Origin of the sequence: Paenibacillus daejeonensis DSM 15491 (assembly GCF_000378385.1) — a bacterium.
Taxonomy (GTDB): Bacteria; Bacillota; Bacilli; order Paenibacillales; family Paenibacillaceae; genus Paenibacillus_D; species Paenibacillus_D daejeonensis.
Genome location: NZ_KB899675.1, coordinates 40,232 through 56,643, shown reverse-complemented (window position 1 = coordinate 56,643; position 16,412 = coordinate 40,232). Strand labels below are relative to the sequence as shown.

General features: G+C 55.3%; 15 protein-coding genes. 8 read left to right on the top strand and 7 right to left on the bottom strand.

All coding sequences use genetic code 11. The features are described from left to right. Positions 1-130: 130 nt before the first annotated feature. Complete coding sequence (locus tag F556_RS0128810) at positions 131-1,909, bottom strand: sensor histidine kinase (RefSeq protein WP_020620469.1); 1,779 nt, start codon at positions 1,907-1,909, stop codon at positions 131-133. Then, a complete protein-coding gene (locus F556_RS0128805; RefSeq protein ID WP_020620468.1) occupies positions 1,906-3,507 on the bottom strand; it encodes a response regulator in 1,602 nt (533 codons plus the stop codon). The genes F556_RS0128810 and F556_RS0128805 overlap by 4 nt, the downstream gene beginning before the upstream one ends. A 215-nt stretch (positions 3,508-3,722) precedes the next feature. Here F556_RS0128805 and F556_RS0128800 point away from each other — a divergent pair, with 215 nt between their 5' ends. Beyond that, entirely contained in the window at positions 3,723-5,636 is a 1,914-nt protein-coding gene (locus F556_RS0128800) for a PAS domain S-box protein (RefSeq protein ID WP_020620467.1), read from the top strand. Between the two features lie 76 nt (positions 5,637-5,712). Here the strand turns inward: F556_RS0128800 and F556_RS37425 are convergent, their stop codons facing one another. From F556_RS37425 to F556_RS0128790, 3 genes are all read right to left on the bottom strand, one after another. Continuing rightward, the gene (locus F556_RS37425) at positions 5,713-5,925 is read right to left on the bottom strand and encodes a cold-shock protein (protein WP_083938164.1); all 213 of its coding nucleotides are present in this window, start codon (positions 5,923-5,925) and stop codon (positions 5,713-5,715) included. A gap of 150 nt (positions 5,926-6,075) precedes the next feature. Beyond that, entirely contained in the window at positions 6,076-6,276 is a 201-nt protein-coding gene (locus F556_RS0128795; protein ID WP_020620466.1) for a cold-shock protein, read from the bottom strand. Between the two features lie 148 nt (positions 6,277-6,424). Further along, positions 6,425-6,652, bottom strand: coding sequence for a hypothetical protein (locus F556_RS0128790; RefSeq protein WP_020620465.1), 228 nt, complete (start codon positions 6,650-6,652; stop codon positions 6,425-6,427). A 213-nt stretch (positions 6,653-6,865) separates the two neighbouring features. Between F556_RS0128790 and F556_RS0128785 the strand changes: the two genes are divergently transcribed. The 7 genes from F556_RS0128785 to F556_RS0128755 all read left to right on the top strand — a co-directional run bounded on the left by F556_RS0128785 (position 6,866) and on the right by F556_RS0128755 (position 13,487). Further along, entirely contained in the window at positions 6,866-8,257 is a 1,392-nt protein-coding gene (locus F556_RS0128785) for an ABC transporter substrate-binding protein (RefSeq protein ID WP_020620464.1), read from the top strand. Between the two features lie 91 nt (positions 8,258-8,348). Further along, on the top strand, positions 8,349-9,236 hold the full coding sequence (locus tag F556_RS0128780) for a carbohydrate ABC transporter permease (protein WP_026297555.1): 888 nt from the start codon (positions 8,349-8,351) through the stop codon (positions 9,234-9,236). Then, positions 9,233-10,060 carry a carbohydrate ABC transporter permease gene (locus F556_RS0128775; RefSeq protein ID WP_020620462.1) on the top strand — a complete coding sequence of 276 codons (828 nt, stop codon included), beginning with the start codon at positions 9,233-9,235 and terminating at the stop codon, positions 10,058-10,060. The genes F556_RS0128780 and F556_RS0128775 overlap by 4 nt, the downstream gene beginning before the upstream one ends. A gap of 114 nt (positions 10,061-10,174) precedes the next feature. Beyond that, a complete protein-coding gene (locus F556_RS0128770; RefSeq protein ID WP_020620461.1) occupies positions 10,175-12,016 on the top strand; it encodes a cache domain-containing sensor histidine kinase in 1,842 nt (613 codons plus the stop codon). Beyond that, positions 11,997-12,791: a response regulator transcription factor gene (locus tag F556_RS0128765; protein ID WP_020620460.1), complete on the top strand. Its 795-nt coding sequence runs from the start codon at positions 11,997-11,999 to the stop codon at positions 12,789-12,791. The genes F556_RS0128770 and F556_RS0128765 overlap by 20 nt, the downstream gene beginning before the upstream one ends. Before the next feature lie 57 nt (positions 12,792-12,848). Then, positions 12,849-13,070, top strand: coding sequence for a hypothetical protein (locus F556_RS0128760; protein WP_020620459.1), 222 nt, complete (start codon positions 12,849-12,851; stop codon positions 13,068-13,070). A 66-nt stretch (positions 13,071-13,136) separates the two neighbouring features. Beyond that, positions 13,137-13,487, top strand: a complete 351-nt coding sequence (locus F556_RS0128755; RefSeq protein WP_020620458.1) for a hypothetical protein — start codon at positions 13,137-13,139, stop codon at positions 13,485-13,487. A gap of 19 nt (positions 13,488-13,506) precedes the next feature. Here the strand turns inward: F556_RS0128755 and F556_RS0128750 are convergent, their stop codons facing one another. Further along, complete coding sequence (locus tag F556_RS0128750; RefSeq protein ID WP_020620457.1) at positions 13,507-14,352, bottom strand: hypothetical protein; 846 nt, start codon at positions 14,350-14,352, stop codon at positions 13,507-13,509. Between the two features lie 142 nt (positions 14,353-14,494). Then, positions 14,495-16,412, bottom strand: a 1,918-nt coding sequence (locus F556_RS0128745; protein ID WP_169447653.1) for an S-layer homology domain-containing protein, incomplete at its 5' end; no start/stop codon positions are given.

Below are 16,412 nucleotides of genomic sequence, written 5' to 3'. Positions count from 1 at the left end.
TCCTTCCGCATAGCCTGCAGTCTATGATGACCCCAGTATAGGCTATAATGGAGCGCTTACATATTCCCAATATCTTTGGTTTGGTGGACTTTCGTTGGGGTAATTCGCATCATTCCATCCTTCTAGACAGCTACTCCTTATGCCTGAAGGGAAGCGTAATGCTGATAGTTGTCCCCTGGCCGGTTGCTGAGTCGATCGTTACGCCATACGGCTCGCCATACGCCAGACGAATGCGGGCAATGGTATTCTGGATGCCAATGGAGGCCGATGGCTCATGCAGAATCGCATGTACGGTCTCGACACTCATCCCCCGTCCATTGTCACGAATTTCGAAGCGGATTCCCCCTCCATCCCGACGGCCCAGGATTTCAATGACACCTCCTGCTTCGATGTCGGCGAAGCCATGCAGGATAGCATTTTCCACGAAGGGCTGGAAGAGCAGACGCGGCAGGGAGCTGTCCTGCAAGGCAGGTTCAATATCGTAATGCACGATGAACTTGTCCTCGAACCGCACGGCCATAATGAAGAAGTAACTACGCATCCACTCCATCTCCTCCGAGAGGGTAACGGTATCCCATTCCTTGCGCGTCGTGTACTGCAGCATCTGCGAGAGGCAGATCAGCATCCTGCTGAGCTCCTTTTGTCCATTCTCCATGGCCGTCCAGTTCATGACATTCAGCGTATTGTACAAAAAGTGCGGGTTCATCTGCATGTTCAATGCCCGGATTTCCGCCTCTTGCTCCTTCAGTCGGCTCTCATAGTTTTCCGTTACCAGCCTGTGAATGCGGTCATTCATCCGGTTAAAGCGCTGGATCAGCAGGCCAAATTCATCATTGACCCGAACCGCAAGCCGCGTGTGAAAATCACCCTCTCCAACCGAGCGCATCGCTCCGAGCAGCCGCTTGATCGGATGGGTAATTTTCCCTGAGATCACATAAGCAAAAGCTAATGCAATGACAATCATGACCAGAGACAGTAGCAGGGTTGAGTTGCGGATGGCAGGCACCAGCTCCGCGACAAGCGCTGACTGCGGCGTGATGACGATCGACAGCCAGCCCGTGACACGGGAGCGGTCATAGCACACAATCACGGTTTCCCCATCCAACGTCATTCTCCTAGTACCACTGCCTAGCGCCTGCAGCTCCTTCACCCAATCGCTGCCATAACGCGAGCTAATCTCATCCGAGTCGCTGCTTGCTACGACCAGGTTGTCCGAATCCAGAATGAGATAGCGGGAGCCCGGTGGAATACTTTGTTCGAACAGTCTCGTGAGCGACTCTGCCTTGAAGCTGACCGCTAAAACCGGCCGCTCCACATTATCGCCTAACCGCTCTAACGAGGAGTTGTTGAGATAAGAGAAATCCACTACACGTGTCGCTGAATACAGGTAGCGAAATTCCAGCCTGCTCTGATTCAGGTAAGCCTGGCCGAACATGGTTGTGAAGTCATAGGTGGGATACCAGACCATGCGGCCGCCGGCCTGCACGGCATCACGATAAATGGCCGAATCCTGCGGCTGGCCCTGTGGAAGAATCTGTCCAAATGTAAAATAAGACGTCCATAGCTGGTAAGCATAGACGTCTTCAATGAGCGAGAAGTAAGACCTTAACACGCTGTTTACCCGCCGGTCGGCTGCGAGAAGCTCCGCTTCATTGGCCGGGTTCAGTGTGTTGAAGATGTCAAACAATTCACGATCAACAAACAGAGCCTGGCTGTTGCGGTCGACGATGCCCAGCTTGGTGTCGATAAGCTCGTTATTCTGGATTAGGATGCTCTGGACATTGCGCTGGGCCTGATCGGTAACAACCTGAAGACTTTTCGTATAAAAAATCATGCCTGAAGTGACGAGCGGTACGACAATCAGGAACACATAGCTTGCCAGCAGTCTCGTACGGAAGGACATTCTCATGGTGAACCCTCTCTCCCTGACATCAGGACTGCATGCCGGTGCCCCTCGGGAGAGAGACCGAACCGCTTCTTAAACACACGGCAAAAATACTTCGTATCCGTGTAGCCGCAAGCGGCGGCAACCTCATAGATTCTCAGGCGGCTCTGGGTCAGCAGCAGGACTGCGTGGGCCATGCGTGCCTCCAGCAGATGCTCTGTGAACGTCTTGCCTGTGTGTTGCTTGATCCAGGTGCTGAAGTAAGACGGGTTGAAGAAGAAGCGCTCCGCCGCCGTCTCCAGTGTGATGGGCTCCTGATAGTGATTCCCAATCCACTTGACGCATTCAGCGGCCAGCTCTATGTCTCGCTCCCCCCGTCCGGCATGCATCGACTGGTGCAGCAGCAGCAGTTGCGTCTTCAGCACGTCCATTAGCTCACTGAAGGTGCGGCAAGCTGGCACTTCGGCAACCGCCGCATGCGCCAGCTGGTGGTCGATTTGCTGGTCCACCGCCACGTGGTTGCGGCTTTTGATTTTCATGAGCAGTACACTTGCATGCTCTCTCAGCTCGGTAGGCGGCCGCTTGCCGTCTGCAGCCAGATCCTCAAAGACCCGAATGTTCAGTTGAACTGCTGCAGCAGGGTCCTTGTGCTGCAGAGCCTGCAGCAGCGCTTCACTGTCCACAGCCGCCCCTTGGGTCAACCGGGGGGCCTTCTGCTCAACTAGTGCACAGCCACCTTTCTCATAGAAGTGATAAGCACTAATTTCCCGAGCCTTACGGTAAGCGTACGTCCCTTGCTCCCACAGCGATGTAGAGGCGACGCCGATGCTGTGTCTGAGGCCCCTGTCCTCTTGCCATTGCCCGTTCAAAGCTTGCAGCGCTTGACACAGCTGCTCTTGACCCTCCGGGAAAGGCAGCTCCGTCTGGACGATTGTAACCAGCTCAAGGGATGCATCGGGCTGGACATCCGGGCACAGGATACACAATGGGCCGTACGGAGCCAAAAGCTGCGCTAGCTCCCCGGACAACGAAGCGGCTACCTCTTTCCGATAAGCGCTGCCCCCTCCCGTATACAACTCGGTGATCAGCACGATACCTCTGCCACGAAGCCACTCCAGCTTCGCCAGCTCCTGCCGCTCCGGCTCGTCTAAGCTGCCATTGAGCCACGACAGGAGGAGCCGTCGCCGATAGGCAGTCTTCGCTTCTCGTAGTTGCAACTTCACTGCCTCCGATTCCGTCTGCTGAAGCGCTTCCTCTTGCAGGGAAGCTTCCAGCCGCCGCAGCAGCTGTTCCACCTTGTCCGCGTCCACCGGCTTCAGCAGGTAGTCGTATGCGCCATGACGTATCGCGGTTTGGGCATAATCGAATCGGTCATACGCGGAGATCATCACCACCTTGGGTTTAACGCTTTCATCTTCTAGCAAACGAAGAAAGGCCAGTCCGTCCATGTTGGGCATGCGGATGTCGGTCAGCACAACGTCGGGCTGTGCATCCCGTATCAGCGCCAACGCCGCTTGACCGTCGCCGGCATCGATGACCTGATCTGCCGGACGCAGGGATCCGATAAGATTCTTCATGCCCCTCCGGTGTCTAGGCTCATCGTCCACAATCAATATCTTCATCCTCATTCCCTCCCATGCTCCCATTATATTAGATAACGCCAATCGACAGGGGAGATAATCATTGGAAAAGTGGATTCTGATTGGCCATCGTCCAAGACATGTAAGCGTTCAATTACCAGCGCTCTAACGAACAGTGAACCGTTTGGAAGGTCGTTGACAAACCGGTTAATCAGGAGCTAGACTTTGGCTATACACACCTAACTTGGAGGTCTATTATGCATCGTGTAAACTTGGACCCGAATTCCTTCAATGGACAGGTATTTCAGTACGCATCCTTTGGCATCGCGCTCGTTACGCCTGACGGCATCATCCTCACAGTCAACCCTGCGATGGAGCGCATCTTCGGCTACAGCCCCGCGGAGTTCGATGGCAAGCCGTTCGGGCATTTCGTTCATCCGGATGAACCGGTGCAGACTATCGATGATCTGAAGGCACGGATGGGCGAGAACGGCACAGAGATTCAACTGAACCGTCGCTACTATAGAAAGGATGGCCGTCTGATCTGGACGCGGCTCACAATGCGGTTGTTTCGCGGTGACGAGGGCGAGCCCCTGTACTACATTGCCCAAGTGAGTGATATTACGAAGGAAAAGGAGTCTGAACTGCGCCTGCAGGAGTCCGTAGAGCGTTACACGTCCTTGAAAAAATATAATCATGATGCCGTGCTGTCGTTTGATCTCAATGGAAAAATTATCAACGGCAACGCGATGGCTGAGAAGCTGACAGGCTACGGTGTCGAGAATGAGCTCCTCGGGATGGATCTGGGTCATCTGATCGGACAAGCCAATGTGGATCGCGTGCTGGCCCATGCGCTGCACGACAGCACGGTGGAACGATTTATTGACACCATAACCGGAAAAGATGGACAAGCTGTGGAGGTCCTCACCAGTATCGCACCGATTTTTGTTAATAACCGCAACATCGGTTTTTATCTGATCTGCAAAGATATGACTGAACATAAAAGGCTACAGTTGGCAAAAGAAAGCGCCGAAGCCACGAATAAATCCAAGAGCGAATTCCTGGCTATGATGAGCCACGAAATTCGCACGCCCATGAATGGCGTCATCGGGATGACCGAGCTCCTGCTTGATGCCGAGCTCAGTCGTGACCATAGGGAATATGTGGAGATTATTCGCCAGAGCGGTGAGTCTCTCTTGGCGATTATTAACGATATTCTGGATATCTCCAAAATCGAGGCCGGAAGGGTGGAGCTTCAGGAGACTACATTTGACCTGCGCAAGTGTATCAAGGACAGCCTGTCCGTCGTCTCCTCCCAAGCCGAGGACAAACAGCTGGGTCTCTCCTACACAATCAGCCATGATGTGCCTGATTATGTCTATGGCGATGTGGACCGGCTCAGACAAGTGCTGTTGAATCTTCTCAGCAATGCCGTCAAATTCACGCCTAGCGGCCAGGTCTCTGTAGAGGTCAAAAAAGACCGGGACGAGCGGAAATTGGCGTTTGTGGTCAAGGATACGGGGATTGGTGTGCCGCCGGACCGTCTGGAGGATATCTTCGAGCCCTTCTCCCAGATCGATAGTCTGATGACACGCCAGTACGACGGCACAGGGCTGGGCCTGGCCATCAGCCGCAAGCTTGTCGACCTGATGGGCGGGAGTATCCATGCCTGCAGTGATGGCAAGCAGGGGTCATCGTTTCATTTCACCGTCGCTCTGAAGGAAAAAGCTGCCGAGGATCTTGCAGTTCCAGCAGCTGCAACAACGGCCATGGTGCCTGTCAATATTCTCGTCGCCGAGGATAATGAGATCAATACGCTGGTGCTCAAGACGATGCTGGAGCGGATGGGCCACCACGTATCGGTGGCTGTTGATGGCGAGGCGGCCATCGAGCAAGCGATCCGTCAGCCGTTTGACCTGATCTTCATGGACATTCTCATGCCCTCGATTAACGGGCTCGAAGCTACCCGCGCCATCAAGGCCAAGCTGCCCCCCGGCCAGCGTCCTCGTATCATCGCCGTGACCGCTAATGCGCTCAAAGGGGATCGGGAACGTTGTCTGGCTGCCGGGATGGATGACTATATCAGCAAGCCAGTCAAGCTTGAAGTGCTCAGCGAAGTCCTGACAAACCAACTCCGGTTCCGGCAAGAACAGTCTCGGAGCGCTGAGTGACGGAAGAGCCCAAGCCCAAGCGGCTAAACGCACCAAAAAACCCGATGCATGTCATCGGGTTTTTTGGTGCGTTCCGTTACCCTTTCTTCAGACCGTAACCTGAATCCAAAAGAACGGGTAGCATTTTAGTACTACGCAGCATGGGTACGTTACATTGAGAGCAACTGGGAATGTCTTCGAACGAGTAATCGTCTCTAATCCACAGATTGCAACCATCGTTCGTACACGACCAGATCGCCGTTTCCTCGCAAGGCGTTTCTTCTGTCGATTTTTTTCGAGAAATATACATCGACTAACCCTCCCCTTGGTAAAATATCCCCACAACGTGGAGCCTTTTCTTCGAAGCTTAGCCAGAACCTTTGCGGGGGCCCCCGAAAAACTTATACATTCTATCCTACTAAAAAAACCGCCCTGCGGCTAAGCAAGGCGGCTCTCCTTATTACAGCTTTACTACGTTTTCGGCTTGCTGTCCACGGTTGCCCTGAACGACATTGAACTCGACGCGTTGGCCTTCGTCCAGTGTTTTGAAGCCTTCACCCGTAATTGCGCTGAAGTGTACGAATACGTCTTCGCCGCCTTCAACTTCGATGAAACCGAAGCCTTTCTCAGCGTTAAACCATTTTACTGTTCCTTGTTGCATGATATCTCCTCCTTTTCCTGATTGTTACATGGACCGATGTAAAAAAAGTCACTACTGAAAAAGGCAGCAGCATCGCAACCCTTTCCAATATGTGACTCGGAAGTCTCATATACGATGTACTAATTATACCACACCGTCCACCCAATAGCTAGCGCTTATTGACGATCTCGTCAATCTCGCTTTTCAGCAACAGGTATCGATGAACGCTACGGCTAATCGGCACTTTAGTCAGTTGGCTTTTATCCACGTAGGCCTTCATCTGGTCCTTGGACAGTCCCATCAGGGTCCCGGCTTCCGTTACGGTCAGCACCTCTTCGTTGCTGGTGGCGTTGAATGTTTTCTTTACTTTTAAATTCCAGTCTTCAAATTCAGGCATCCTTCTGCGCCCTTTCTTTAATTGTAGTCCAAGCTGTTCGGCTGTCCTTAGTATACCACATTTCCCTTCCGGGAGCGGAGGAGCGCTAGTAAGTTAAGCGTGGTTTTAGAGGATATTATCCCCTAAATAGAGAGATGTCGCACTTATCAACCTCATCTGGCCTTTCTATAATGAAGATATGGCGCCAACCATATCGTTAAGGGGGACATAAGGATGAGGAAGGATATCGTGAAGCTGACGCTACTGCTGCTTACTGCATCAGTCATTACAGCAGGATGCGCAGGCTCGAATGCGCCTGCAAATGGCGGAAACAACGGAAATAGCGGCGGCACCGGAACGGAAACCAACGGAGAGAACAACACCCAGCCCGAGGATGAGCCGTTTGAGATTACGATTCGCCACACACAGGTCGGAGAATCCAAGAAATTCCGCTTGGCGATGCTAGAGGATGTCGTCAAGCAGACGGAAGCAGACATCCCGGGTCTAACAATCAAGCTGGACGGCGTTGATTCTGAGGTAAACCGCAAGGAGAAACTCCGCGGCGAGATGGCAGCGGGCAAGCCGCCAGAGGTGTTCGACGTATTCGGCAGTCCAGATGCCGCCCTGTTCGCCAAGGAAGGACTTATGCTGGATCTCACGCCAATCATTGCCGAGCTGGGCATTCAGGATCAATTCACCACCCTTGACCCCTTTACTTATGAAGGCAAGGTCTACGGTCTGCCCATCGGGGGTTCTGTAGAAGGCTATTTCTATAACAAGCAATATTTTGAAGACAAAGGATTGACCATCCCCAAAACGCTATCAGAGCTGGAGCAGATCGCCGAAGCAATCAAGACAGACGGTAAGATTCCATTCGCCCAGTCCTCCAAAGATGCCTGGATTCCGCTCATGACAACCAATAATCTGTGGTCCTACTACGGCGGACCGGAGATCACTTATGGCTTCAAATCCGGCGAAACCAAATGGACCGATCCGAGTGTAGTAGAGGGCGTTGCCAAGCACCAGGAGTGGGTGCAAAAGGGTTACTTCAAAAAAGGCGAGCTGGGCTTCGAATATGCGGACATGCGCAATCAGATCATCACCGGCGAGGCAATGATGATGATGGACGGCTCGTGGGCGAACTCGGTGTTCCGGGATCCGGAACAGGCGGGCGATATGGTGGGCAAGATCGGCTACTTCAATATGCCTCCAGTGAAGGAAGGCGACCCGGTGGTCGTCATGCAGGATGCCAACAACGGCTACGGGTTCTCCGCCGCAGTGGCAGACGATCCGCAGAAGCTGGCGGCGGTAAAAGCCTTCATCGGGAATATGTGGACCGAAGAGATGCAGCTGCGCGGCCTTGAAGAGGATGGTGTGCTGCCCGCCATGAAAATCGATCTGGAGAAGATGAAAACTGCATCCGAGGATCCGCTCATGCAAGATATTTTCGCTGCAGTGAGCGAGATCGACATCTCCTTCCCGGCCTTCGATGCGCTTGTGCAAGCTGACGTGAACACTGCTCTCAGTATTGGCATTCAGCAAATCATTGGGGGCGAAGGCACGCCTGAGTCGATGCTGGAGACGGTGCAGTCCGCACAGGAATCCGCCAACGCTGCGGAGCAATAACGGTGACCCGAAGCACCTGAATTCTAAACTATACAAAGAGGGCGCAGGCCGTGTGCTGCACGGGGCGCCCTTTTTCTTCACGGAGGTTACCATGAACAAAGCGCTGCGCAACCCCCTGACCTATCTGCTGTTTGTGCTGCCCGCACTCCTGTTGTTTCTGGCCTTTTTCATCTATCCGGTGTTCACGGCGGTCTATAACAGCTTCACGAGCTGGAACGGCATTTCCCAGGACAAAGCATGGATCGGACTCGGCAACTATACGACCGCGCTAGACGATGCCGCCTTCTGGCAATCCGTGAAGAACAACGGGTATTTCATCCTGTTCTCCTGCCTGATCCAAGTACCTGTCATCATCATCTTCTCCCTGCTAATCGCGCAGGTAAAGAAACTGAAGGGGTTGTACAAAACGGCCGTCTTCCTGCCTTCCATTATGTCTACGGCGGTGATCGGCATCCTGTGGGGCTTCATCTATCATCCAGACTTCGGCCTGATGAATGAAGCGCTGGGCCTGCTCGGCATCGAGCCTGTCTATTGGCTGTCGGACCGTAAGTGGGCGATGCTGGCGATCCTGATCACGAATAGCTGGCAGTGGACCGGATTCTACATTATCATGGTGCTGGCCGCCATCCTGTCCATCCCCGCTGAGCTGGAGGAAGCTGCCGTCATCGATGGTGCCACCGGTCTGCAGCGGGCGCTCCGGATTACTCTGCCCCTCATCCTGCCGATCATCTCCGTCGTCATCATGCTATCGATTGCGGGCGCGATGAAAGCGGCAGATATCGTCCTGGTCATGACCAAAGGCGGGCCGGCGGGGTCCACGGATGTGATGGCAACCTATATGATCCGCTACGCCATTACAAGCTTCAAGCATGGCTTCGGCAACTCCATTGCCGTGCTGATCTTCGTCTTCACCATTTTGATCACTGCCGCATACCAATTGCTCGTTGCCAGGCGGGTCGAAAGGATGGATTCCCGATGAGAACGGTCAAGCAGACGATCCCCCATGTGTTTCTGATGGGCTACCTGCTCGTCATCCTGTATCCCTTCCTGTTCGTGTTATTCTCATCCGTCAAGACGAGCAATCAGGAGATCGCCGCCAGTCCGTTCGGCTGGCCAAGCGCGATTCAGTGGGACAACTACATCAACGCGTGGGTGAATGCCAAGATCAGCACGTACTTCTTTAATAGCCTGTATATCGGCATCCTCTCCGCCTGCCTGTCGATTCTGTTCGCGGCGATGCTGGCATTTGCCATCTCAAGGATGCGCTACCACCGCACGAGCGCCCTGCTCTTCCAACTGGTTCTGCTGGGCATGCTGATTCCCAACAATGCGCTGCTCCTGCCGATCTACGGTATGATGCGCCAGCTGGATATTCTCGACACCCATTTGGCGCTCATTGTGCCGTATACAGCCAATGCGATTCCCTTTACAGTCATCATCCTGACTGCTTTCATGCGGTCTATCCCTGGCGAGATTGAAGAAGCCGCCGTAATGGATGGATTGAGACCTGCGGGGTTATTTGCTAAGATAATCTTACCCCTGACTATACCAGCCATTGTAACCATATTTATCATCAATTTCCTGGGGAACTGGAATGAGTTTTTGCTCGCCAATTACTTTCTGTCCAATGATGCGCTAAAGACGCTGCCGGTAGGCATGGTTGGCTTCCGGGATGCGTACAACACCAATTACGCGCAGATGTCCGCTGGCATCGTGTTCAGCGTGCTGCCGGTGATGATCATCTACGCCATCCTGCAGGAGAAGATTATTGAAGGGGTAACAGCCGGCAGTGTAAAAGGCTAACTATATCCCCATAAAGTGAAGCTTGGCTTCAAAGCGTACTCTGATACTTTGCGGGGGCCCCAAGAGCATAAAAATTACCGTATACTACACGCAAATCTTCCGGGAGCGAATGTGATGAACCTGCGTCTGAAGCTGTTAACCGCATTTATGGCACTCGTCATTGTTCCATTGTGCATACTGGGCGTCATCATCTTCCTGGTCACCTTTCGCTCGATCGAGACCAAGCACAGCCAGCAGGCTGAATATGCGCTCAAAGCGATCAGCTACAGCATCACGAATGTGTTCGACAACATCGACAGCGTGACGGACACCGGCATTGCCCGAGGCGTCTTCCAGGGCTCCCTGTCCTCCAGTGAGCCGGATGTCCATAATCTGACCGATGCCGATCAGCTGACGCTTAACGCCAATCAGCGTCATTTTCGCTCTCTGCTGTACAGCCATCCTTCGATCGATTTTGCCTTTCTGTATCAGTTCACCGGGGAGCAGCCGACGCAATCGCGGGTCATCACGATCTTCAACAAGGAGAACTTCGAGACGCTGCCTTATGAGCAGTTCATGGCACATCCGTTGTACCAGCAAGTGATGCAGCGCAACGGCATGCCCATCTGGATCGCTCCGTACGAGTACCCCGAGTTGACCGGATCTGGCCATGTCTTCACCCAGATTCGGCTGATCAAGGAGCTCAGCAAGCTGGAGCGGATCGGCATCCTGTTCGTGCAGATCAAGAACTGGGAATTTGAAGATATTTTCAAAAATCTGAAGCTGGGCAGCAACATGCAAACCACGCGCTATATGCTGGTGAACGACAAGGGCATGATTCTCTATGACGATGAAGGGCGGCTGAACGGACGGGACATCCTGCAGTTCATCGATCCTCCCGTTGCGTGGGCGCCAACCTATCAGAGCTTCAAAGAAACGTTCGATGGCCAGGAGAGCCTGATCTCCATCTACCCGATGCCAGACACTCCCTGGCGACTCGTATCGGTTATCTCTTGGAGCTATCTGTCCAGCGAAATTGTCACTTTTGCCCGATGGTTCATGGCCATCGTCTTCCTCTGTCTACTCGCGGCGATGGTGTTCAGCCTCGTCTTCATGAACCGGATTACGGGAACGATCGGCAAGATTGTCCGGTTCATGCGCAAAGTCGAAGACGGCGAGCTCGGCGTGCGGGTAGAGGAAAACGGCAGCGGCGAGCTGCGGCTGCTCGAAGAGGGATTCAACAACCAGATGAACAAAATCCACGCGCTCTTCGACCAGGTGAAGCGCGAACAGCAGCAGAAGGCCGCCGCTGAGCTGCGGTTGCTGCAGGCGCAGATCAAACCGCATTTTCTGTTCAACACACTGGAGTCGATCAATGTGCTGGCTGTGCAGAATGAAGGCCGCAAGGTAAGCCAGATGGTGCTGCGGCTGGCTCGCATCCTGCGAATCAGCATCCAGGACGCAGACGAGATCCCCCTGCAGTTGGAGATCGAGCATTTGCGCAGTTACCTCGATATCCAGAAGTTCAGATTCGGGGACCTGTTCGACTACACGATTGATATACCGGATGACCTGCTGCCCGTCAAAGTGCTGAAGCTGACACTGCAGCCGCTTGTAGAAAACAGTCTGCAGCACGGCTTCGATGGAATCGCTCACCAGGGCAGACTGACGGTCACTGCCCGGGCCGAAGGAGGGCGGCTCCTCCTGACCGTGAACGACGACGGAAACGGCATGACGGCGCAGCAGCTGCAGGCGCTGCATTATGCCCCGACCAGTGACGAAGCTACAGATGCGGAGTCTTCCGCTCATCCCGAGCGCCGCGGGCTTGGACTTCGAAGCGTGGCGGACCGACTCCGCTATCAGTACGGCAGCCGCTACGGCCTGTTCGTCTGCTCAGCGCCGGGTCAGGGAACGATGATACGTTGTGTCATTCCACTACAGGAGGCGGGTGAGAAGCTTGCGTCAGTCGAGACTTAGAGGTTTGCTCGTCGACGACGAACAGCCGATTCTGAACAACCTGTTCCAGGTGCTGCCATGGGAAGCGATGAACATCGAGATCGTCCAGCTGGCGCGCAACGGTGCCGAAGCACTGGCCGCTGTAGAGGCGAGCCGGCCGCACCTGATCCTCAGCGATATCCGGATGCCCTTGATGGATGGCCTGGAGATGCTCCGACAGATCCGGGAGCGAGGCCATGACTGCGAAGTCCTCCTGCTGACAGGGTTCAATGAGTTCGAATACGCCCGCAGCGCCTTGCGTTATGGGGTTAAGGACTATATCAGCAAGCCGATTGACTATGAGGAGCTGGCGCACATCATCGACCGTCTGGCCGGAGAAATCCGTAAGCGACAGATCGCTGAAGTACAGCCTCTGCAGGAGCTGCCACAGACGCCGGAAGAACCGCTCGGCCTGGCCAAGCGGTCGCCCGAGCGACTCATGCAGGCAGCCGAATCCTATATCCGGCGTCAGCTGGGCAGCGATTTCGGCATTGAGGAGACCGCAGCCCACCTCGGTATCAGCGCGAGTTACTTCTGTCTATTGTTCAAGAATCACTTCCACGAGACCTTCGTGGAGTATGTCACCCGGCAGCGAATGGATGCGGCCAAGTCCCTGCTGCTCTCCAGTGAGGTGTCCATTGCCCGCATCGGCGCCCATGTTGGATATCAAGAGCGCCGCTACTTCACCAAAGTGTTCCAGAAATATACCGGCATGACCCCCTCAGAGTTCCGAGCCCAGCATTCGACCTCCTCATGATTCTGGGTCCGGGAATGCGGCCATGTACGGGATCGTGCATACAAGGAGGCGAACTTCATGACGCGAACTGAGGACAATCCGTTGGCGAAGACGAGAGTAACTATCGTGTCCGTCACCGTTGCTGCGATCCTGTTGGTCGTACTCCTGCTGTACCCGTTCAGGAGCCCCCCTATCGATGAGCATGTGCAGGTTAATGATGGAATCACACTCGTCCAGCAGTTCGAGGTGGCATCCGACTCCACCGATCTGACCACAGCCGTCGAGGGCACTGTGTTCTAAGGGGATGCCCCCGCCCGGACCCGCATCGTCGCCTCCTTCACGATAGATCCGCTAGACTGGGGCGGCGTGCACTTCAGCTTCCCGCATGGGTGGCAGATCGACGAGGTCAGCAGCAGCTATCCTTACGGCCATTCGGAGCTGGAACCCGGCAGCGGAGTTTCTATATGGACGACCGCTGGCGAGGATGCGCCGTGGGCCACGGACCTGAAGATCGGTTGGTTACCGGGTGAAGAGGTGTCCCCGCAAGGAGGCGGCCGCGGGACAGTCCTGGTGGACCTTTCGCATCCTGACGTGGTCCCGGAGCAACCGCTTGCCTTTACCGTTGCGGTCGGCTCCGAAATCAGGGACGGGTACCGAGTCCAGGGAACGGACTATATCCGGGTGAAACTAGGGGATGAGAACGGGCCTGAGGAGTAGTCAGCCTCTCACAGCAGTCCTACAAGAGCAACGGGCTTCCCTTATGTACCCAATAGATCTGCTCCGACACCGGCCCCGGCATCACACGGCAGCTCCGCTGCACGACTTCCTTGAATTTGGAGCGGTGTACCAGCTCGCGGACCCGCTCTGGCGTATCCATGGGTTCGCTGGAACGCAAGGTCAGCACAATACGCCGGTTCGTGAAGGCAATGGCATAGGACTCTGGCATGTGCTTGCCGCTGAGCTCTGGTGTGAAGAATTGGGCTTCAACCGGATACGGATAGTCCTGATAGACATCAATGATGCAGGATTTGCGCGTTGGACTGGGCAGCTCCAGCTTGGGCTCTTGCCAGCCCTCTGCCCGCAGATTATTCTTGGCAATCCGCTTGACCTTCTCCTCCGTGAACCGGGGGTTACGCTCTAGCATGTTCTGGTTCACGACCTTCACGACATCGTCCTTAATATCCAGAAAGACCATCCGCAGCCCCGGCAGGAACGGCTCCGAAACGAACCCCATATCCTCGTTATCCACTACATACCGCTCGTCCCGGACTGCCGGATAGAGATATCGCGCGCTGATCGTCATCAGCTTCTCCTCATGCTGCTGCACATACAGCGTCGACCGTACCATCCCGTTCAGATAGTCAACCGCCATGTTCAGGTCCCCTGTATTCTGATAGATGCCGTACGTCTCATGCAGACTGATCTCTACCTTCTCCTCCGGCCGGTTCGTGTCCGGCCACACTTCCAAAAGTAACGGGTTGTCTCCCTTAGGCTGCACACGCATCCCCGTCGCTTCTCTTAACTGCCCCTGCATCATTTCGGCGAACTGCTCTGGCTTCTCGTAGACCCTGACTGTATTCATATCCTAACCTCCCCATGTGTCCCTGTAGACAAAAAAAACACCCAAGCCAAGACGTCACGGGACGTCCTGCTTGGGTGTGCTTCACCTCAGAGCTATTAGGGCCATCATACATTATTTTACACAAAAGAGGCAACCCATTTTTTTAAAACGACGTTGTCTTCTCCAATAATCGAACGAGCATGACAGCCGCCTCTGCACGCGAAATGCTCGCCTGCGGCTTCAGACGACCCTCCGGATCTCCCTGCAAGAGGCCGCTGCTCACAGCATCAGCGAGAATCGTACGCGCCCACGGGGCGATACGATCCGAATCCGTGAAGCCATGCAGTGCTTGCTCCGAGCCTGCAGCCGGTACAGGACCGACCCATTGGAGCGCACGCAGCAACAGGGCGGCGGCCTCCTGGCGGGAAATCGAGGCGTCGGGACGGAATCCACCCTGGGCATCGCCCTGTACAAGCCCTTCGCGGACAGCTACAGCCAGGCTGGCTGCATACCAGCTGCCACGATCGACATCATCAAATTCGGTTTGACCGGCCGCATCCGTCGATAAGCCGAGCGCGCGCACAACCATTGCTGTCAGCTCGGCACGGGTAACCGGCGCCTTGGGTGCGAAATTCTCATGGTCTACACCTTGCACAATCAGGCGCGAAGCGAGTTGGTGTACGGCCTCTGCCGCCCAAGAGCCTTCCATGTCAAGGAATTGTCTGTCGTATGTCAGGATCACATAGAGACCGCCTGAGCGTGCGCGCCATGTCCAATCCTGCTCGCCCGAGGAAGCGGAAGTGGGGACATAGGCGAAACTTCCTTGCACAGAATCATAGCGCGCAACAAAAGATTGGTTGTGCCCCGGCCCTGCAGGCCGCGGCATCATGAGGGTCAAGGCAGGGTCGAACTCCGCCTGTACCCGCTCGGCCCCCGCAATCACTGCACTGACCTTCAAGTGAAGAGGCTGACCTTGTATTTCCGCACCGAGAGCTGCTGCTGCAGCTTGCAGCCCTCGGCGCTCCGATATGGAGCCCTCGGATAGCGCGATCCGAACCTCGCTATAAGACTGATCATCGAGCTCCTGCAGCAGGGCCGCGGGCAGGAGATAATCACCCAGACCCGTTCGCACATGCAGCATGCTGTCCGGGTTAAGTGCAGAGGCAGTCACCTTGGGCAGGGTCAGAGTCCACACCCCATCCGGCTCGGATGCAAGGGCACGACCGTCCAGTTCGCGGAGCAAGGCCGTCAAGTCCTGCGCCGTCCACTCGACCTCCAGCCTCTCGGCACCTGTGGCGAGCTGCAGCGTGTACAGCCGCTCCTCAGTCCCGCCAGGTTCGTCATCCGTCTTCACCGGCGGCTGATCAACTGGGAACGGATAGACGGGTGTAACGATACTGTTGATTGTAATCAAACCGACCGCTTCGTTGCCTGCAGCGTCTTTGGCATAAACCGTATACGAACGGTTCTCTCTCACCGTGAAGGTTCGCTCTGCCAATAGATCGGCGCCGCTGGTGCCGCCATCAAAGTCTACCACCGTGCGGCTGCCGACCAGCCATCTCAGGTGAGTGAGTGTATTGCCCGCTGCGCTTCCGTGTGCACTGGCCGTTACCGCAATCTCGGCAGTGGTCCCGGCACCACTGCCGGCGGCAAGCTCAATTGCCGGCAAGACAGATGCGATGCGAACCCGGCTCGTGTCCGGGATGGCAAATGACGTTACAGCCGACTCGCTGGAGCCACTGTAAAGGATCGCCGCGCCGTCCGGAAGGGACAGCTGCGCATCGAGTACGATACCGTCCAGAGCGCTCAGCCCAGCCGGCACCTCGTACGTGAACCGCAGCGCTGTTCCGTTCTCTCCTGCGGTGCCGCTATAGACGGCGTGAACGGTCTCGGCATCAGGACCACTGCCCAGCGTGATACCGAGATACGGCACACCGGAGACCGTGACGGCCTCGCGGTAAGTCAAGATGATTTCAAGCGTGCTACCTGTGCCGTACAGCCCCTCATTTGGAGCCGTCAGCACCAGGCCGATGACGGCGAGACGGAAGCTCGCCGTGGCCGCTTCGAGCGTCAAGCGGGCG